Here is a 16,440-nt window from a genome sequence, read left to right on the forward strand (position 1 = left end):
GAGACCGCGCTGAGAGTCGATAAAGTTAAATTCATAACCGTGGACTTATGGGTTTGCCGGAATTTCGGTGTAAATTGACAAGAGGCAGCGCCTATCTATTACTTTTTGTAATATGTGTGGCTTAGCAGAATATTCATGCCGCTCAGACGGATAGCGATTTTAAAAAGCGGTTACTCTACCGCGCATACCTCAAATACGAGGACCTCATTCTCCGGGAACCTGATTTGCTTAATCCCGTCCGCATGCTGGACGGTTAAGTTGATCGTCTTGCCGTGAATTGGATCCGGGGAGTAGGTCACTTTCTCGAGGACGTTTTTGCCCGTGAGAATTGTGAGATAGTTGCCGCCACCCATGTATGTCGCCAAGGCAATTTCTGCCTTTTTGAACGGTGCAGGGTAAGTGAAGCTGGAACCCCGTACCGTGTGCAAGCCGTTTGGCCCGTCCACGGGAGGTACTGTAGCGATTTCATCGAAGCGGACTTCCAGTTCTGGCGCCGGCATTTTTTGGGTTGGAAGTGCCGTCACCTGGAAAAGCCCGGCAGTCATTTCGTCCCCGTACTTGCCGGCCTTCACGTTCGTGAAATCAGCACAGTTAGGCCTTGGTCCTGCACTTGCTGCTCCGCCGATGCACTGAAGTGCAATGTCATCGTTCCACGTCGTCGCACAAAACTGCGGCCCGCAAATGCAGTTTGCCGCGTAGGTCTTCTTATCGGCTGGCGCAGCAGGGTTATTTATCTCTATTCCGGCACTACATGTGCAGCCTGGGATCAACGGACTTGCGAGAGTCTGAGCGTACGTTGAGCCCGCATGCATTAAGACAACGAGCAAACATAGAATAGTGACGTGAAATGCGCTGCGCATCGTGTATCCCCCAACCCGATGGGAAATGCTGCCACAGGATAAATCGATATTCAATCTGTAGATGAATCGAGTTCTAATTTCTCGGCGTAAACTGCGCGCGATTACTGATTTGCAAAAATGCACGCATTCCGGACCAAGTACGCGCGCGCGAGGCTCAATAGGCTGATGAAACAGCCAAGTTACAGCCAAGGAGCGCTTATGCCTTTATATCAACGGGTTATACCAATTTAATTGGCCAACGGAGTGGCGGAAATCAGAGAGAATGGTGGACGGGGAGCGTGGCCGTGGCTTCTACACGGCGTGCTGGCCGTAATCGTCATTGCCGGTATCCTCGTCTATCTGGAAATCACGGCAATGATCGAGGATTTTGCCCGGCTGTGGGCTGACTTAGCGCAAATGTTCTCGTTGATCATTCTGATGCGCCAAAATAGCTTGGTTAGGCCGAAGGGCTTTGTTCGCTTTCAAGGTGCGCCAACCGCAATTTAAATGCGGCGCTCTCACGGGTCAGAAGATTTGGAAAAAGCTCTGGGAATTTGCCCACTGCCGCTTCGGCCGACCAATTGAGAAGATCCAATTTGGCGAGTTCGCGAAGTCCTGATTGAAGGGCATCTGCCTCCGCCAGCCGGCGGACGGCTTCGACAGTGCCGTATTCCGCGACCATGCGACGGAAAATGGTAGCAGGATACCCTTTAGCCAAACTGAGTTTCAGGCCTTGCTCTATGAAGGCATCAAGAGGACTTTTTTCGCCCACACACAACTCCCATGCTCTCGCTGCCCCACGAATGCGGTACAAGCACGAGCCTACTTCACTTGTAAGCGAAAATGCTATCGATATCTCCAACAGCACGACAAAAAAGAAACCTGCCGGAGCGGGATTCACATAGGTCATGATTCCTGTATAGTACGCATCGGCGGGAAACGCCGGAACACCCTTGGTTATCCTGGATTAGGGGATAGCAGTCGTATCGACGGTCGCCCAAAGGATGGTGGCCTATCAGCGAGCGATGGTAGCAAGGCCGGGGCCCGCCACCTAAACCCTGTTGCCGTAGAACTTGAATATCTTCTTTTGGTCTTGGCTCATGTGCGACTTCCAAGTGCTCCAGGGCAACACTGTCAAACCCATGTTTGCAACGCCTCTCACATCCTTTGCCATTCGGGGCTTGAGGGCCTTTGCAGGGTCCATATCCCAGTTGGCAGCGCTGGCGTTTGCCGCGTGGTAAAATGCACTGGCCACAATATCCGCCATCTGAAGACCTGCATTTTGATTATGCGGGATAACTTCGATCAGTCTGTGATCAAGAACCGAGAATTTAGGGGATCGGATGTCTTGGAATAAACGACCTTTCTCCTCTTGGATGCGCAAGAGTTCGGTGTAAGTCTCGACGTGCCTGTATGAGTGGCCGCCTCTTTCGCTAAATACGAGTTTTACTTTTTTTGGGCCCCCGAACTCGTTAGTCGACCAGTTCTCCACCCAAGCCGTGACGCGCTCTAAGAGGATGCGGATACAGTAGTTGTAAAAGTAATCGTTAGGGTGCAGCGAAACGGCAGCAGCTTTGGGGTTGCTGTACCCGCGCATAGAAACCTTGTGAGATGCGAGGCAAAAGAACCTGACGTTCTCCTTGGCAGCTTCCGTACACACAGCTATGCGCTGCCAAGGTTGCAGGTATTTGTAGTGTATGTCGGGCCTCTGACGGGAGTTTATCCTAAGCCTGGCCCGCCTAACAAAGTCGATTGGCTCGTGCTCTCTCGAGGCTTTTATCAACGCGCACCCAAGTGTGAACCACTCTGTGCCGCCTTTTGGGTCTACAGGAACGACCCGTTTAATGCCGGGGTCTCCAGCTTCATCAAAGTACGCAATGTATTCGTAATCAGGAACTGACACTAAGCCCTCCAGCTCGCTCACTGCGTCTTCGCCTCGTCCCGCTTCACCCGCCGCCGCCGGTTTCTCACTCGCATCTTAAGGTATTGGCCGAACCTTGGAATGCCAAGCTCCTGGCATCATGAAGGACATGAACGCAGCGAAGGACAAAGGCGTAAAATTACGCACGCAATCATTACTAAATTGAATATGATGATAGCTTCCGAACTTTCCGAGCACTGTGTATTGCAGGCCTTTTTCGTAGCCGAGCTCCTTCAGTGCCTTTATCAGGTCCAGCAGAAATATCCCGTCCGTTTCGAATGCGATTTTCACAGCTTTATCTCTTAAACGACCCGAAGCTTATCTGCACATGCTACGGTCAACATAGCTCTTGTTCCCGCTGGCGGTCAGATAGTAGCAACCGCCACGAGGACCTGTATGGTATTGCCGAAACCCCGAAGGGCGCCGGGGTTTGCTGGGAGTGATGTATCCGCCACCTGAAGCGCGCGCACCGCAGCGTTTACCATCCGCCGCAATGCTGCCAGGTGTGGGGCAATTGCCTGTGCCATTTACGCTCGGAACGGAGACAGCCGCCGCTGTACTGGCGTTAACAGGCACTACTGATGGTTCGGTTAAAACGCGAGCGGCTGATCTGCCAAAAGCAACCCGCCCTGTGTTTCCGTCTGCTAGATTTACCAAGCCCGTCCCGTCCATGCCGTTGGGAGACCTATAGACGGTAACGGTGCCATACCTTCCGTCCGTACAGGTGAACGGGGCCGAAATGACCGGCCGTGTGTCGAGAGCGTCATAGTTTCCGGTGCAAGTCGTTGATGCTGTTGGATTGGCAACTTGAAACGTTCCGCCGCTCACAGCAGCAGTTGTTGTGCCGACGAGTGCTTCGCCGCTATCAAGTTTCACTGCTGCCGGCAAAGTTATCGACCCACATGCAGATAGAACCAAAGGCAGAATGCCCATCGCAAAATTTCGATACTTCATTGGATTCCCCAATCCCAAGCAGCGAGAAAAACACGCAGAGAGATTAGAGTCGAGTCCACTCAACTAGAATTTTTATTAGGGAAGCCGATTACGCAGTGGCGACTAGACCGAGAACGCCGCCAGCCCTATGAGAAAAAATATAACAAGCGGAACCATAACACGGCGTACTTTCCGCTCCGTTTCATTCTTCGGTTTGTTGGCACCGCCGAACAGGCTACCCAAAATGGATTCAAGAAAGCATCCGAGCATTGCAAACCTTTTCAACGCGCATTTTTATTCTGCTTTTTTCCCGCGTCCCGTTTCATCGATCCCCTAATGCTGACATATGCGTGGCACAGGAGCGATACGAAAAACCCTACGAAGGCCAGCGACGAATAGCCTAGTATCCGATTGGAAACGTTGTGCCAGCCTGCAAGCAAGGCGCCGGCGTGAAGCAGCATCAGAACCAAGAAGGCGATTTGGAAGCACATGGCCGCTTTCCAGAAACCCGAAGCTTTCGCAATGTAACGCCCCAGCCAAGATGAGCCGCTTGGCGACCCGTTAGTTTTTCCTGTCGGCTGCGACATCGCCTGCTACTCCCATTTCACGCCTCCGGCCCGATCCAGAATAGTCAGTCTCCTACCACCTTCAAGACCGGTGCGCGCCTTCCACATTGTAGACGCTTGGGACTGCTACGACGAAAATCGCTTGCATTCGCACGCTCACAAAATCTCTTAATCCTAACTTGCCCGCAATGACTTTTGATAATCTTCGATCCTAGGCAAATGCATTTGCAGCGAGGGATTGTTGTCCGTATACAAAAGATGAGCAGCCCGGAATGGCGCCGTTTCCGATCGTACAAATCGGTGCCGGTCTGCAAAACGTTTAATGAGATAAGGTGTCGTCTCGACGAGCTTAGGCTGCAGGTCAATGTGTTTCGCTATACCGCGCAATCCCAACTCCTCCGCTACATCAGTGAACGTGTTAAAAAAAATCAAGGCGTAGATGGCATTGATGTCGTCGCCTCTGAGGCCGTCTGCCCTAAGTCTGCTGGCCAAGGGCGACCATTCGCCGCCAATGCCATCAGTGCAAATCCTGAAAAACTGGATTGCTAACCTACGCAACGTTTGCGAATTGTCGTTCGCAACTGAAAGCCTATGATAGTGTAGGCCGATCATATAAGCTGTGATACCTACTTGGCGGTGAAATCTGACGTCCCGGGCATAAATCTTTAGCACTGCATATTGAAGATCAGCGCAGTCTCTCGCTTCTTTCGGATTACTCGCACTCCAATAATGAAGTATCCAATTGATAATGTAGAAGCCTTTTACACCAGAAAGGATACCTTTTGTTGGTATCGTGACCCCATTGGGAATTGAAACGTTGATCGGGCTCCCTTGGACTTCAGTTATGTATATGCCGTATTGGTTGACTCCTACATCGGCAGCGCGACGAAGCCCTTCCTCAAATTTCCACTTCTCAGGCTCTAGGACGTTGCTCCAACGAACGGTCGAGTATGCGTTTACGAGCGACTTCTCCGTCAGTACTACGCGGTCTGCATCGAGGCCGACACTGTCGAACGCAATTTCCTCAAAAAGAGCTTTGGCTTCAAGCACAACACCAAAACGGCTTAGTTGACTCGCCTCAAGATCGGAGAGCATCACCTTAACGCTCGTATCCTGAGCAGCACGCCGCATCTTTCTTAGTTCTTCAAATTTTCCTTCGTTTAAATTTCTACCACTACGGAAATGCAATAGGTATCGAAGGAAGTTTGCCTCATCGTTGCTCGAAGGAACTATATCGTTAAGTCCATCACCTTCTCGCTTTTCATGAATTCTACTAATGAAGTTCGGGGAAATTTGAGGGGGTGGGGCCGTGTCATGACCATACGCTTCTAAGGCAAAGCTGGCTACGGATGCGATATTTCCACTGACGCTAAGCGCACCCAGAACCTGCGCGAGAACGTGTCGCCGCGTCATGCCAACTGGATCGTTGATGCGCCCTGAATCTGCAACAGTTTTTCCGTCGCCGACACCGTTCATCGCGTCGTCTAAGACTTCCTGCGAGGCCTCAGCTTCGCCCTCTGTCAGTTGGTGGAAGTCTTTGAATTGGTCGATGTCATTCGGATTGATCATTTTGTCTCCAATGAGGCGCCGGCCGGATGATGCTTCCAGAAATGCCACGTTCATTTCTCATGGCCAATCTCTTTTTGCCCTTGCAAGGACAAAGCTGTTTTTCTCGCGGTTCTGGCAGCCGAGACAACGCAACAGCGGTTCCATGGAAATGATTGGCCTGAACTTTCCGTGCCTGCGTTGTATTGCCCACCTATCCAGCATTCCGACACGCTTGCACTGCCAACATTGAGCGCCGAGAACATACCATTGCGGCAGATCGGCCAAGGTTGCGGAGTGGTCGCGCTGCGGAACAAAGATGCCTGTGGGCTTTGGCGGCAGATTGTCGTTGCTGCCGCCGGTAAGATCGATCCCGCGACGATGGCGCATGTCATTTCCGCTCGGCCTCGGGTTTCCACCCTCTCGTAAAACCTTTGCCCATCGCAGCGCTCGCCAGCGCAAGCTGCATCCGCAAATGCTGGATGTCTTCCATCAGCGTCTCTATCGCGGCACGGCTATCGCCGTCGTGCCAGGCAATGATGTGGTCAATCGGATCTGCTTCCGGTTCTCTTCTCTCTGGGCGCACGTTCTCATTCTCCGGTTCAAGAGTTCAAATCGTCCCTGATTTTCCCGATAGGCACACGCCGCCGTGCCAAGAGTGTTCTTATTATGTTCCGGCTGCCTAGAGAGTCAAGCTCGTTCAGCGGATGGTCTCTTGCGTACAGCGTGAACGGGCGCCAGTGTCTGACGACATTTCCAATTTTAGGATTTCAAGGGAAGAAATATTCATGAGTCCTAAATACTTACCTCCCCGCAACACAAAGGGGGTATGCATGTACTGGTTGGCTTCTGCATTTTATCTTGGGCTCACGGTGTATTTCGGTCGCGCATGGTTCGATCTGATGGGTGGTTGGGCTTGGCTGGACGGCGCCATGTTCATTCTCGAAGCAATCGCAACTGTTATGTGTGTCGCAGCAGCGGCGCTAAATGACGATAGTTGGGTTTCGAAAGAAACGCTCGGCGCAGCATTTTTCGCTGGAATTGGATGGTTGGGGGTGCTCAACTTCGCGGGCTAAGACGTATTAGTCTGAGGCGGATGACGCATTAGGTCGGATCAATCTCCGACCTAAACTTATCCACTGTTTGACCCGAAGCTGGGCACGCCGCTGTGGATGTTAATCGCACGTAAATCCTCAGAGCAAGCCGGGTTGGAAGGAGCTTCTCGTGGTCGTCTACAAAATACGCGTACCGCGATTTTGCGAGAAGGAGCCACGATGCAGGATAATGTTAGAGTTATTTCACCTGTAAGTATCGCCGGTCTTACGGCAAACGTTCCAGCTACGGGTATGCCGATTTTTGAATTGGTCCGGCCATCAGATCTATACGTCGATCCTACTTACCAGAGAAACGTAAGTGAGAACGGGATGCGGCAAATCAGGCGGATTATCGAGCATTTCGAGTGGACCAAATACAAGCCGCCAATCTGCGCGTACGCTGAGTGGGAAGGTAAGACCATTCTCAAGGTTCTTGACGGGCAGCATACGGCAATCGCAGCCGCCTCGAACCCAAACCTGGACACAATCCCGGTTATGATTGTGGAGGCTGAAAGTACAGTGGAACAGGCTAAGGCCTTCATCGGTCAAAATACCGATCGGCTTGGGGTGACAAGCCTCCAGCTTCATCAGGCCGCTATCGCTGCTGGCGATGAAGACGCCCAAACCATCGAGCTTGTATGCGCTCGCGCAAACGTCAAAGTTCTGAAGACGACGAACGCCTATACGGGAACAGGTTCTCGCCAAACTATAGCAATTAAACAAATCGAAGCGATGATCGGCAGACGTGGGCCGATCGTCTCACGCGAAATACTTGAGGTCCTAGCTAATGCCGACCGGGGGCCTTTGACTGCGCCCCAGATTAAGGCGGCCGAACTGCTTCTCACAGACCCGCAGTACAGCGACAAAATCACGGGGGAAGATTTAACAGAGGCCATAATCGACTTGCTCACGACGGCAGAAGAAGAGGCGAAATTGTTGGCCGTCACCCACAAAATCCAGTTCTGGAAGGCGCTGGCGGTTACGTGGTTTCGAAAATGCAAGAAACGTCGGCAACTTAGCGTAAGAGCAGCATAACGCTCGGCCACAGTCGCAGGGTGACGCTACATCGCAATTTTGGCGTCATCCCAGACTGAACCACGCGCAGCAGTCCCCCCGCGCCGTTTTAAAAACGGGAAATAACGGGTTTTCCGGACCGGTCTCGGGTTTTGCACCTGCGCTTTTCACCAGTGTAGAACCTGACAAAACCTGACAAAACCTGACATTGCGGTGCGATTGGAACGCGCCCTCATATTCGAGCACATCCGAATCTGGGGGCAACATTGGGGAGGAAACTTTCCGCTTTGTCACTCCACCTGGCACTACAGAATCAAAAATGTAGTAATATTCACAACGTCATAATTCTCTTTTCTATTGTACGATCGATTCAAAACAACTTCTGCGTGGATAAGTCCATGGCGACGGTGTATATTCCTAACGCAGTCATATTAAGTTCATTTAAGTCGTTATAATTCAGGGGGAATGGAGATTATGAGAGTATATTTTTTAATATCCATATTAGGTTTGACTGGATGTACGACCGTCAGCCCAACGCCAAGCGATAACCCGAAAGAAATCGCGGAACTGTCCAAAATTGTTTCCTGCAGAATAGAGTCTGCATTTAGTAAATTGCCGGATTCCGAAAAGAATAAATTTTCGGGATGGGTAGCGACTTACCAAATTAAGCAAACGACAACGGATGTTGCTTCGGCAGGGGTAAATCCTCTTACTTGGATTACCCCGGCCCGCGTTGACAAATTTCTCGTTGTTGGGGATGCAGGGGCATCGCAGACAGCTTTTCGTAACGGGAAAGCCGAATTCTCGGTACCTGTTCAGGGCGCCCAGTCATGTGTCGGAGCGAATGAAAAACTACGAGTTACACCTAGCGATTTCCATCTCGATGCGTGGGTTTCGCAAGTGGGGCGCGCAGAACCGCCGCCGCAGAAATTTGATTATTCCGTAACCGTGGAAGTAGAGGCATCGGCAGGGATTGGGCCAGATTTTGCAAATGGTCGCGCGACTGCTACGGGCGGTCTGTCGTTTAAGCGAACGACCAATAGAACGGTGGATTTCGCATTCGCCTCCCAACCAAACACACAGCCGACTGAAGTCGTTATTGTAGAAGATCGACGGCAGAAATCGATCGACAAGGTTGTCCCACGTTCGGGTAAGCGGCAAGGTCGATCGACAGAAACGCCTCCGTCGTCGCAAAAAATTCCTCAGAGCGTTATCCTCCAAAATCGTCAATCGATTATGGGACTGGAGCTCGACCGAATATCGCCATTCGGCCTACAAAATCGATGAACATTAGATCGATTTTCATAGGTCATTCACATCCCCTTGAGGGCAATAAATGCTGATGTGCTGGTGAGAAGGCCCGGTGCCAAGTAGAGTGCCGGGTCGAAGCTCTGGGTAAATTCTCGACTTGTCGCCAAATTATCGCGGATATCACTCCGGGTCGACGGAGATAAGAATACCAGCTGGCGACATGAGAATCGGCCCCGCTTCCGGCCATCGGGAGAGCCATATTCACAAGCGGTAGGCGGTTTTGCGTTCTGCGACGCGCGCCGCTGTCCTCGATGCGAGAAACGCCATGCTCCACACAAGGACGTGGTTTTCGCCGCTCGTGACAATCTCCTGGCATTAAGGTTTTCAGTTTAGACCGCGCCATCTGGCTCATGTCGCCATCCATAAGCCTGTCGCGTCATCTCATCGCCAACCGCTCTCCAGAATGCTGCCCGCTCGACTTCGATCGCTTCGCCCAGTAGACCGATTTTTGATAGCTGGACCATCATGGCTTCATCTACTTGCCGGCGGTAATGCTCAGCGCTCTTTTCCGTAGGCTTGTCGAGCATCTTGGCCGCAGTGTCACGAATGCGCCCTATCCGGTTGACCATGGGAAAGGGTATCAGCCTGCATTCGGGCTGCTTCCATGTGAACAGCGGTAGCTTGTCGGCGTCGTTGCTCATGCGCTGCACTCCCTCACCAGAGTATATATAGCACTACGGAAACCCGTAGTCGGTTGGCGCATTGAAAACAAAGGATAATTTTCCACCCGTCACTCCCCGTTTTGGCGACGGACTACGGGAACCCGTAGCGGGGGGACTACGGATTCCCGTAGCGGGCTTTTTTTCTTCCTGCCCGGTTTCGAACGAGCATCAGCCATCTGCTTTCTGACGACTTCAGACCACAAGCGGGCTTCGGCCATGGTGAAGCGCTTCCACTCGTTTGTCGCCGGAGCGCCATCATGCGTCCCGTCAAAGGTAAGGGTAAAAATAGTTGGGTGCGCAGTGCCGTTGCCTGCGCGACCTTTGGTCATTTTCACAAGCCTTTTGTATGCCAGCTCATCTAGCGCGTCGGCAATGCTACCGAAGGTTACGCCGTAGGCGTACAACTGGTCATGCGTCACGATTAGCTTACCGTTCTCCATGCGCCCGTGCGAGATGTGCTCAACAATGAGCCGATCCAGCGCCTTGCGGGCGTTGACGGAAAGCGAGCGATAAGCAGCGCATTCCAGCAGTTCACGGGTTAGCGCCATCCATCCGCCTTGATCAGCGGGCGGCTGGGTGTGTTTCTTGACCATGTTGTAGGTCTTGCCGGCAGAGGTGCGGCTTTTGTCGCGCGGGTTGAAGACTGGAGGCATCAAGCATCCTTCTTCGCGAGGCGGACGCCGGGGCCACCGTCGTTGGTCTCTCCATTGGAGAGGAAGATGACGCCCGCTGCTTCCAGAGCCCTTGTGATGGCGTCGAGGTTATTGGCAACAGGAACAGAGCGCCCCGCCTCAAAGTTACGGACTGTTGAATTTCCGACCCTCGCTGCGCTGGCAAGTTGATCTTGCGACATTTCAACGAGTGCGCGGGCTGCGCGGCACTGTGCAGGTGTTAGCATGCAAATTCTCCGATAATTAATTTCGTTATGGATAACGGAAATCGTTTGACAAGTAAACGGACAACGATTTATGTTGTAGTTAACGTTAATCGTTATCCATTGAGGTTAAGCAAATGCCGAACACCACCGTTCCGGCCACCGCCGAAGGCATGCCCAAATCCGACCGCGCCGCCATCATGTCGGATGCATGGGAGCGCTATCGCGATATCCGCCGCCGGTACGCAGCATGGCAGATTGCGCGCGGTATCGTAGACGCCTCTTTCTCGGCTTGCCTCAAGACTGCATGGCGCGTCGCCAAGCAGAGCCGCGCAAAGGCCGCCGACACTGCCAAGGTAGCAAAGCTGGCCGGAACCCCTGCCGGTGACCGCCTTCGCGCTCTCCGCGCCGCTTTGGCCGATACCGACACGCTTTCTTTCCGCTACAGCGCCGCCGCCCGCCGCGCTGCCATCAAATCCGAAATCGCCGCCATTACGGCGCACTGATCCAGACCATACCGACAAAGAGGAGACACCATTATGCCGAATACAATTCCGGCCGCTGGCGAAGCTTTGCCTAAGCCTACCCGGCGCTCTTTCCTTGGCGGCCTCGCTGTTGCTTCAGCGCTGGCAAGCGTTACCATTGCGCACGCCACGACAAAGAAGCACGAAGACGCTGAACTGTTAGCACTGACCGGCGCGCTTGATGAGGCGCATGGGCAGTACCTGACGGCGGAGGAAAACCTGCCTCGCTTTCAGGATGCATATCGGGCTGTCGCGCCGACCGGCGAAGGCGTTCTTTTCGAGGAATCCTACGCAGGACAATGGCACATGGTCATGGATTTCTTCCGTGACCCGACCAGCCCCAGGTATGCGGACCTGAAGGCCGGGAATGGCCGTCGAATGATGAAGGTCAGCCCCTATGCAATTGACCGTCAGATTAAAGCGGGAACCTTGAACCCTCGTTTCACCAAGCAGATTCGCGCGCTCTCCGTCAAGTTTGAGCAGGATGTTGAAGCTGCGGTTCAGGCTTCCGGCCTTGAAGCGGCCCTTCAAGCTTACTGGAATGCGGAAGTGCAATTGCGCCGCGTCGTTCAGGATATCGTCAAAATCCGCGCCAGCACCTTGGAAGGCATCGCCCTCAAGGTTCGAGCAACCGCCGCCTACGCGACCCTTGGAGGCGATGAGCGCCACATGGCGAGCATGTGGATCGCAAAGGCAATCTGGTCCGATCTGGGGGGCGAAGCATGAAAACCGCTCCAGCACTTCACCCCGACATTTCCCGCCAGTTGAACGGCAGGAAGGACTTGATTTCCGAAGTCGAGCGTATCGCCAGCGAACTGGCGGCACTCATGCAGGAGATCCACGGCATGACATGGCGCGTGCATATCCAGCACACTGACGATGCTGCTTTCGCAATGGTGGCGCCAGCGGCCGAAAGCCGGAGGGCTTCTGCATGAGCAAGATTTCTCGGAAGCCTATCTTGCCGCCGTCGCTCTATTTGCAACTGCTGAACGGCACCACCGCCGCCGAAGAAATACAGCAGGTGGCCGATTACTTGGCCCACCTGATGCGCGGTGTTCACGCCTGCGAATACAGCATCCAGATTGACCATCAAGTGCGGTTCATCCTGATAGCGGGGAAATCGCTATGAGCACCCACCCCAATCTTGACCGCCTTCGCCAGCGCCGCGCCGAAATAGAGGCGAGGATTGAAGAGCTTATCGCGCTACTCGATCTGCTGGACGGTGACGAGAACCTTGAGCCGTATTTGGCCGATACCGACCCGGAAAACGTAGACCGGGAAGATGACGACGAACGGGAGCCAGAAGAAACCGACCAGAACGGCGACGAGGAGGATTGCTGCCGGTCTGAGGATGAGTGGAGGCCGTACAGCGGCAATCTGCAATTCGATGGTTCAGGCGTGGCTCTGGCAAAGCGAATGATGCGGGGTATGCATTGACCCATCCAGCACCCACCGAGCCAAGGCCGCTGCATCTGCTGAAGAACAGCGAATGCCGCTTTCCGCTCACCTCTCCCGAACGTCATGAGCCGCATGTGTTTTGCGGTTCCCCATCAATCGAAGGCAAACCCTACTGCGCCGCGCACTGCGTGCTTGCCTATCGTCCGAAAGGTAATTCCAAGTGAACCGCAGAACCTTCATGAAGGCGGCAGTCGTCGCCGCCGCCACGCCGACCGTCACCGCCTTTGCCGATACCGCGGACCATTTGACGCTCTCTCACCTCATCGACCTTCACACGCTGGCCTATGAGGCCGATAGCGCGGAATGGGAAAAACTCTATGACGTTGATCCATCTGGACTTAGCTTGGTGAGAGAGCCTACAGCCAAGTTTCTTGCGCAGAGGGAGCGTTGCGAAGACACAAAGACCATTGTGGAGCGCATGGAAGCGGCAATCTTCGCTTATCAGCTCTCCGGCTTCAATGATGTTCTCACGCTCACTCGTTGGGTTCATGAACGGCTGGATGATTGCAAGTGCTACTTCTACGAGGATGAAAGCACCGTCCATGCCATCTTCACACAGATTGCCCGAACGGCTTAACCACCTGATCAGTGCAACGGTGCGTGGTGTCGTGTTGCCAGTTTTGCCGACAGTTGCCATAGGGGTAAGCATGCGGGCGGACATCCGCTCCCACACCGCCAGCACACTGACCAAAATAGGATTATTCCATGTTTCATAACTCTCTGTACAGACTGGAAAAAAGTCAAAAAAAGACGCTTACGGTGCTCCTGCTGCTGTTCATCGTTTTATCTGGCGCATGGATATATACTTCAGTCTGCTATCCGACATTCCCGATGGAGCCAATCGTAGTATTAGTGGGCGGTCTTGCGACCCTCTTTGCTTCTTTCTGGCCTTGGAAACCGAGCTACAAGGACCAACGCATAAAAGGCCGTGAAGCCTTCAACTATTCGGCGAATAATGGCCTATTCGTTCTAGGCAACAGCGACGACAGCTTTACGTTGGAGTTTTCAAAAGGGGATGACACCAGCATCCATATGTACAGTTACCCTAGCGATATTGATGCCGTTGCCTTGGTGCACAGATGTGGCCGTATAGCCGACATCGCAGACGCAACTGCACTTGATTATTCCTCCCGTAGCGTCACGCCCAAAGAAGGCGAGGTTGTATGTATCCGGAATAAAAATGGTCGTTACGCCGCTGTTCAAATCCACGACGTCAAAGACGCGAAAAGATCAGACGAATATGATGAAGTCACATTTTCTTATGTCATTAACCCCGACAAGAAGACCAACTTTTCGTGACGATTCATTGAAGAGAAACGTTGCTAAATCGTTTCTGATGATCGACTCACGATTATCGATGATGGACAGTTGGGGAAAACATCTTCTTTGGAAGAGAGAGAACCCACGTTCCGGCTTTTTTTGCGTCAGTCCAAGGAGCTAAAAAATCGCGGTTCCCGCTTTTTTTGACTCAGTGTGCGGGGTTGGAAACGTACCTTCCGGCTTTTTTCCAGTCAGTATAGAACCTGAGAAAACCTGAAGTCGCAAGCCTGCCCTCGTCGCCGGCCGAGCTTTACTCCTTTGGAGAAAACCTCACGGAAATTGATGCGGTTGCATTCATCCATCATCATGCGTTATGAGAGCGCAGCGACCACGGATGAACTGGCGCAAGAGGATAGGCCGGCCTTCAGGGGTTCGGCCTTTTCTTTTTGCCTCTCTGCCAACTTGAAAACAATCAAGATTAATCAAGCCGGAAAACGCTCTGGGCTGGAACGCTTTTCCACTCGGACCTGACAAAACCTTACTTCGGCCAAGGTTAAAAGCGGATTTTCCGTAATTAGGATTTGGTTCACTCGCTCCACTGCGAGGCGCTAAATGCCCTCAACAGCGGTAATTGACGCAGCACGAACTCGTTCTGGACCAAGTACGCGCGCGCACGCGAAGCTTTGAATTTAATCAAGATAAATCAAAGCGACCCCGCATAAAAGTGTTGCGGGCTAAAGCCAGGGTAAGCACAACTCAATTCGATATTGGAGCTCATATTCATTACTAATTCTCTCACCGCCGGGCGCTTCCAAACCTTGCCTAGATCTGATTCGACGTTGATGCGTCCACTGTAAACCCCGAGAAACACGGAAGTGTTCCCTGGGACTAATGCAGCAGTTGATGTGGAATAGGACCCAGACCTTACAGCAAAGACCGGTGATCCAGACTGTCCTCCTCGAGATCTGCAGTCTATTAGAAACACCGGCAAATCCTGGTAGTTTAACTCTGGCTCGCTTGCGACGAAGCCCGTGGCCCATATAGCGAAAGATTTACCCCCAGATAAGCCGAAGGGGTATCCGACGACGCTAAGAATTTCTGCCGGGCGTATGATGGGAGAATTACTCGGTTTGTTTATATCGACGGGATAGCAAGAAAGCCCATCAGGGATGAGAACGCGAAGCCCGGCGATGTCAGCGGCCTTTCCAAGAACTGGATGCTCTACCCAAAGCGGCTCATCATTTTTTGAAAGGATAGGGTAGTCCACCGGAGAAAACTCGCCCAGCTTAGAAGAAGCATGAAGCCAGACTCTGATCTTATTAGGTATTCCTCCATGACCGTAAAGTGGTTGGTCAGTCACTTGGCTGCGGCATGTGAAGTTATGCCGGTTCGTAACTAGGACTCGGTTGTTGCCTCCGGCGCATATAAACGCTGTCCCCGTCGCTAACTGCTGTTCGTTGTAGAGCATCTCAATGAACAACGCCTGCGCTGATTCAGGCGATATTTCAACCATGGAATTCTATCCCTCAAGGCTACTCATGCCAGTACTCAAGAATGCACAGCACGAGACATTCGCGCAAGGGTTGGAAAAGGGGCTGACCGGATGGCAGAGATATAGAGGGAGGCTGACACGAAGGCCAGCGCGTTACCTCCTGAGGTAACTTTTCCCGCCGTCGTCGTTGAGACAGTACTGCCCTCCGCGGGGCCCAGTGCAGTACGAGCCACCCCGACATGAGCAATCCTTCGATAAAGCAGGAGCCATGTCCGATGCTTGAGATCCGAGCAGCCCGAGGCCACCCATTTCCCTAATGCAAGATTTCTTGCTGGCGCTGACCGACCCGTCCACGCAGATAAACGTGTCGCCCTGGCATCGTTCTATCCCGCCCTTCTTGCCGCTGCACGGCGTGTTCGTTGCCGCAGCCGATCCGGCTGCAAGCAAAACCATCGCCGCAATCACAAACCCCTTCATAAACCGCCCCCGCGTCGTGAGCACGCATTATCCGCCGAAAAGGGTTGATGAAACATTCTTGCCGTTGGCTAAGTTTGCAAGGGGCCAAACCTATGACTTGCCAGAACTCAGTTCGAAAGAAACCACATGGCAGTGATTTGCTTGCGGAGGTCATCAGTTGCCGGTTGGCCCAAAAATACAACGCGATAAGATTTTTCCAGATACAGCAGCGTGAAATCGCGTTCGGGCCTGAGACCATGCAGGCACAGGCATTTATGGAGACTTGAAAGGCTGCCGCTATGCTGCTGAAGGTCGAGATACTCACTCTGCATGTTTGATCCTAAATTGGCCGGATGCATGAGACCCACGTTCCGGCTTTTTTTCGTCAGTCTCTAGGGATGAAAAACGCTGGTTCCAGCTTTTTTTTACTCAGTGTAGGGGGGGAATCCGAGCGCCCGCTTTTTTCCAGTCACCCCATGAGCCAGTAAAAT

General features: G+C 52.8%; 23 protein-coding genes. 12 read left to right on the top strand and 11 right to left on the bottom strand.

Annotation, left to right across the window (positions count from 1 at the left end):
- Positions 1-170: 170 nt before the first annotated feature.
- From ACQZ40_RS01905 to ACQZ40_RS01935, 7 genes are all read right to left on the bottom strand, one after another.
- Complete coding sequence (locus ACQZ40_RS01905; RefSeq protein ID WP_448747294.1) at positions 171-545, bottom strand: hypothetical protein; 375 nt, start codon at positions 543-545, stop codon at positions 171-173.
- Between the two features lie 751 nt (positions 546-1,296).
- Positions 1,297-1,749 (bottom strand): hypothetical protein, encoded by a 453-nt coding sequence (locus ACQZ40_RS01910; protein ID WP_448747295.1) that lies wholly within the window; start codon positions 1,747-1,749, stop codon positions 1,297-1,299.
- A 141-nt stretch (positions 1,750-1,890) separates the two neighbouring features.
- Positions 1,891-2,763: a DUF3800 domain-containing protein gene (locus tag ACQZ40_RS01915; RefSeq protein ID WP_448747296.1), complete on the bottom strand. Its 873-nt coding sequence runs from the start codon at positions 2,761-2,763 to the stop codon at positions 1,891-1,893.
- 1,211 nt (positions 2,764-3,974) lie between these two features.
- Entirely contained in the window at positions 3,975-4,280 is a 306-nt protein-coding gene (locus tag ACQZ40_RS01920) for a hypothetical protein (RefSeq protein ID WP_448747297.1), read from the bottom strand.
- Positions 4,281-4,433: 153 nt separating this feature from the next.
- Complete coding sequence (locus ACQZ40_RS01925) at positions 4,434-5,828, bottom strand: hypothetical protein (protein ID WP_448747298.1); 1,395 nt, start codon at positions 5,826-5,828, stop codon at positions 4,434-4,436.
- 57 nt (positions 5,829-5,885) lie between these two features.
- Positions 5,886-6,194, bottom strand: coding sequence for a hypothetical protein (locus ACQZ40_RS01930; RefSeq protein WP_448747299.1), 309 nt, complete (start codon positions 6,192-6,194; stop codon positions 5,886-5,888).
- Between the two features lies 1 nt (position 6,195).
- Entirely contained in the window at positions 6,196-6,390 is a 195-nt protein-coding gene (locus ACQZ40_RS01935) for a dehydrogenase (RefSeq protein ID WP_448747300.1), read from the bottom strand.
- Positions 6,391-6,637: 247 nt separating this feature from the next.
- On the opposite strand from ACQZ40_RS01935, the gene ACQZ40_RS01940 reads away from it, so the two are divergent.
- The 3 genes from ACQZ40_RS01940 to ACQZ40_RS01950 all read left to right on the top strand — a co-directional run bounded on the left by ACQZ40_RS01940 (position 6,638) and on the right by ACQZ40_RS01950 (position 9,199).
- Entirely contained in the window at positions 6,638-6,880 is a 243-nt protein-coding gene (locus ACQZ40_RS01940; RefSeq protein WP_448747301.1) for a hypothetical protein, read from the top strand.
- A 198-nt stretch (positions 6,881-7,078) separates the two neighbouring features.
- On the top strand, positions 7,079-7,933 hold the full coding sequence (locus tag ACQZ40_RS01945) for a hypothetical protein (protein ID WP_448747302.1): 855 nt from the start codon (positions 7,079-7,081) through the stop codon (positions 7,931-7,933).
- Between the two features lie 453 nt (positions 7,934-8,386).
- Positions 8,387-9,199: a hypothetical protein gene (locus ACQZ40_RS01950; protein WP_448747303.1), complete on the top strand. Its 813-nt coding sequence runs from the start codon at positions 8,387-8,389 to the stop codon at positions 9,197-9,199.
- 353 nt (positions 9,200-9,552) lie between these two features.
- Here ACQZ40_RS01950 and ACQZ40_RS01955 read toward each other — a convergent pair whose 3' ends face one another.
- The 3 genes from ACQZ40_RS01955 to ACQZ40_RS01965 all read right to left on the bottom strand — a co-directional run bounded on the left by ACQZ40_RS01955 (position 9,553) and on the right by ACQZ40_RS01965 (position 10,783).
- Positions 9,553-9,864, bottom strand: a complete 312-nt coding sequence (locus ACQZ40_RS01955) for a DUF6074 family protein (protein ID WP_448747304.1) — start codon at positions 9,862-9,864, stop codon at positions 9,553-9,555.
- 89 nt (positions 9,865-9,953) lie between these two features.
- On the bottom strand, positions 9,954-10,538 hold the full coding sequence (locus tag ACQZ40_RS01960) for a hypothetical protein (protein WP_112402089.1): 585 nt from the start codon (positions 10,536-10,538) through the stop codon (positions 9,954-9,956).
- Positions 10,538-10,783: a helix-turn-helix domain-containing protein gene (locus ACQZ40_RS01965; protein WP_448747305.1), complete on the bottom strand. Its 246-nt coding sequence runs from the start codon at positions 10,781-10,783 to the stop codon at positions 10,538-10,540. The genes ACQZ40_RS01960 and ACQZ40_RS01965 overlap by 1 nt, the downstream gene beginning before the upstream one ends.
- A 113-nt stretch (positions 10,784-10,896) precedes the next feature.
- Between ACQZ40_RS01965 and ACQZ40_RS01970 the strand changes: the two genes are divergently transcribed.
- From ACQZ40_RS01970 to ACQZ40_RS02005, 8 genes are all read left to right on the top strand, one after another.
- Entirely contained in the window at positions 10,897-11,265 is a 369-nt protein-coding gene (locus tag ACQZ40_RS01970; protein WP_448747306.1) for a hypothetical protein, read from the top strand.
- A 33-nt stretch (positions 11,266-11,298) separates the two neighbouring features.
- Complete coding sequence (locus ACQZ40_RS01975; protein WP_448747307.1) at positions 11,299-12,009, top strand: twin-arginine translocation signal domain-containing protein; 711 nt, start codon at positions 11,299-11,301, stop codon at positions 12,007-12,009.
- A complete protein-coding gene (locus tag ACQZ40_RS01980; RefSeq protein WP_448747308.1) occupies positions 12,006-12,218 on the top strand; it encodes a hypothetical protein in 213 nt (70 codons plus the stop codon). Before ACQZ40_RS01975 ends, ACQZ40_RS01980 begins: the two co-directional genes overlap by 4 nt.
- Entirely contained in the window at positions 12,215-12,412 is a 198-nt protein-coding gene (locus ACQZ40_RS01985) for a hypothetical protein (RefSeq protein ID WP_448747309.1), read from the top strand. Before ACQZ40_RS01980 ends, ACQZ40_RS01985 begins: the two co-directional genes overlap by 4 nt.
- Positions 12,409-12,720 carry a hypothetical protein gene (locus tag ACQZ40_RS01990; RefSeq protein WP_448747377.1) on the top strand — a complete coding sequence of 104 codons (312 nt, stop codon included), beginning with the start codon at positions 12,409-12,411 and terminating at the stop codon, positions 12,718-12,720. Before ACQZ40_RS01985 ends, ACQZ40_RS01990 begins: the two co-directional genes overlap by 4 nt.
- Positions 12,639-12,905: a GcrA family cell cycle regulator gene (locus ACQZ40_RS01995; protein ID WP_448747310.1), complete on the top strand. Its 267-nt coding sequence runs from the start codon at positions 12,639-12,641 to the stop codon at positions 12,903-12,905. The genes ACQZ40_RS01990 and ACQZ40_RS01995 overlap by 82 nt, the downstream gene beginning before the upstream one ends.
- Positions 12,906-12,919: 14 nt before the next feature.
- The gene (locus ACQZ40_RS02000; protein ID WP_448747311.1) at positions 12,920-13,318 is read left to right on the top strand and encodes a hypothetical protein; all 399 of its coding nucleotides are present in this window, start codon (positions 12,920-12,922) and stop codon (positions 13,316-13,318) included.
- Positions 13,319-13,446: 128 nt separating this feature from the next.
- On the top strand, positions 13,447-14,040 hold the full coding sequence (locus tag ACQZ40_RS02005) for a hypothetical protein (RefSeq protein WP_448747312.1): 594 nt from the start codon (positions 13,447-13,449) through the stop codon (positions 14,038-14,040).
- A 664-nt stretch (positions 14,041-14,704) separates the two neighbouring features.
- Here ACQZ40_RS02005 and ACQZ40_RS02010 read toward each other — a convergent pair.
- On the bottom strand, positions 14,705-15,514 hold the full coding sequence (locus tag ACQZ40_RS02010; RefSeq protein WP_448747313.1) for a trypsin-like peptidase domain-containing protein: 810 nt from the start codon (positions 15,512-15,514) through the stop codon (positions 14,705-14,707).
- Positions 15,515-15,821: 307 nt separating this feature from the next.
- Between ACQZ40_RS02010 and ACQZ40_RS02015 the strand changes: the two genes are divergently transcribed.
- Positions 15,822-16,106, top strand: coding sequence for a hypothetical protein (locus ACQZ40_RS02015; protein WP_448747314.1), 285 nt, complete (start codon positions 15,822-15,824; stop codon positions 16,104-16,106).
- Positions 16,107-16,440 lie beyond the last annotated feature (334 nt).

The sequence above is a fragment of the Agrobacterium sp. 16-172Ci genome, assembly GCF_053522725.1.

What these genes read in the sequence shown, in the direction of transcription:
- ACQZ40_RS01930 (WP_448747299.1), bottom strand. Translation starts at nt 6,194, where the DNA reads ATGCGCCATCGTCGCGGGATCGATCTTACCGGCGGCAGCAACGACAAT.
- ACQZ40_RS01950 (WP_448747303.1), top strand. Translation starts at nt 8,387, where the DNA reads ATGAGAGTATATTTTTTAATATCCATATTAGGTTTGACTGGATGTACG.
- ACQZ40_RS01925 (WP_448747298.1), bottom strand. Translation starts at nt 5,828, where the DNA reads ATGATCAATCCGAATGACATCGACCAATTCAAAGACTTCCACCAACTG.
- ACQZ40_RS01990 (WP_448747377.1), top strand. Translation starts at nt 12,409, where the DNA reads ATGAGCACCCACCCCAATCTTGACCGCCTTCGCCAGCGCCGCGCCGAA.
- ACQZ40_RS02010 (WP_448747313.1), bottom strand. Translation starts at nt 15,514, where the DNA reads ATGGTTGAAATATCGCCTGAATCAGCGCAGGCGTTGTTCATTGAGATG.
- ACQZ40_RS01970 (WP_448747306.1), top strand. Translation starts at nt 10,897, where the DNA reads ATGCCGAACACCACCGTTCCGGCCACCGCCGAAGGCATGCCCAAATCC.
- ACQZ40_RS02005 (WP_448747312.1), top strand. Translation starts at nt 13,447, where the DNA reads ATGTTTCATAACTCTCTGTACAGACTGGAAAAAAGTCAAAAAAAGACG.
- ACQZ40_RS01940 (WP_448747301.1), top strand. Translation starts at nt 6,638, where the DNA reads ATGTACTGGTTGGCTTCTGCATTTTATCTTGGGCTCACGGTGTATTTC.
- ACQZ40_RS01920 (WP_448747297.1), bottom strand. Translation starts at nt 4,280, where the DNA reads ATGTCGCAGCCGACAGGAAAAACTAACGGGTCGCCAAGCGGCTCATCT.
- ACQZ40_RS01955 (WP_448747304.1), bottom strand. Translation starts at nt 9,864, where the DNA reads ATGAGCAACGACGCCGACAAGCTACCGCTGTTCACATGGAAGCAGCCC.
- ACQZ40_RS01980 (WP_448747308.1), top strand. Translation starts at nt 12,006, where the DNA reads ATGAAAACCGCTCCAGCACTTCACCCCGACATTTCCCGCCAGTTGAAC.
- ACQZ40_RS01945 (WP_448747302.1), top strand. Translation starts at nt 7,079, where the DNA reads ATGCAGGATAATGTTAGAGTTATTTCACCTGTAAGTATCGCCGGTCTT.
- ACQZ40_RS01985 (WP_448747309.1), top strand. Translation starts at nt 12,215, where the DNA reads ATGAGCAAGATTTCTCGGAAGCCTATCTTGCCGCCGTCGCTCTATTTG.
- ACQZ40_RS01960 (WP_112402089.1), bottom strand. Translation starts at nt 10,538, where the DNA reads ATGCCTCCAGTCTTCAACCCGCGCGACAAAAGCCGCACCTCTGCCGGC.
- ACQZ40_RS01975 (WP_448747307.1), top strand. Translation starts at nt 11,299, where the DNA reads ATGCCGAATACAATTCCGGCCGCTGGCGAAGCTTTGCCTAAGCCTACC.
- ACQZ40_RS01965 (WP_448747305.1), bottom strand. Translation starts at nt 10,783, where the DNA reads ATGCTAACACCTGCACAGTGCCGCGCAGCCCGCGCACTCGTTGAAATG.
- ACQZ40_RS01905 (WP_448747294.1), bottom strand. Translation starts at nt 545, where the DNA reads ATGACTGCCGGGCTTTTCCAGGTGACGGCACTTCCAACCCAAAAAATG.
- ACQZ40_RS01910 (WP_448747295.1), bottom strand. Translation starts at nt 1,749, where the DNA reads ATGACCTATGTGAATCCCGCTCCGGCAGGTTTCTTTTTTGTCGTGCTG.
- ACQZ40_RS02000 (WP_448747311.1), top strand. Translation starts at nt 12,920, where the DNA reads ATGAAGGCGGCAGTCGTCGCCGCCGCCACGCCGACCGTCACCGCCTTT.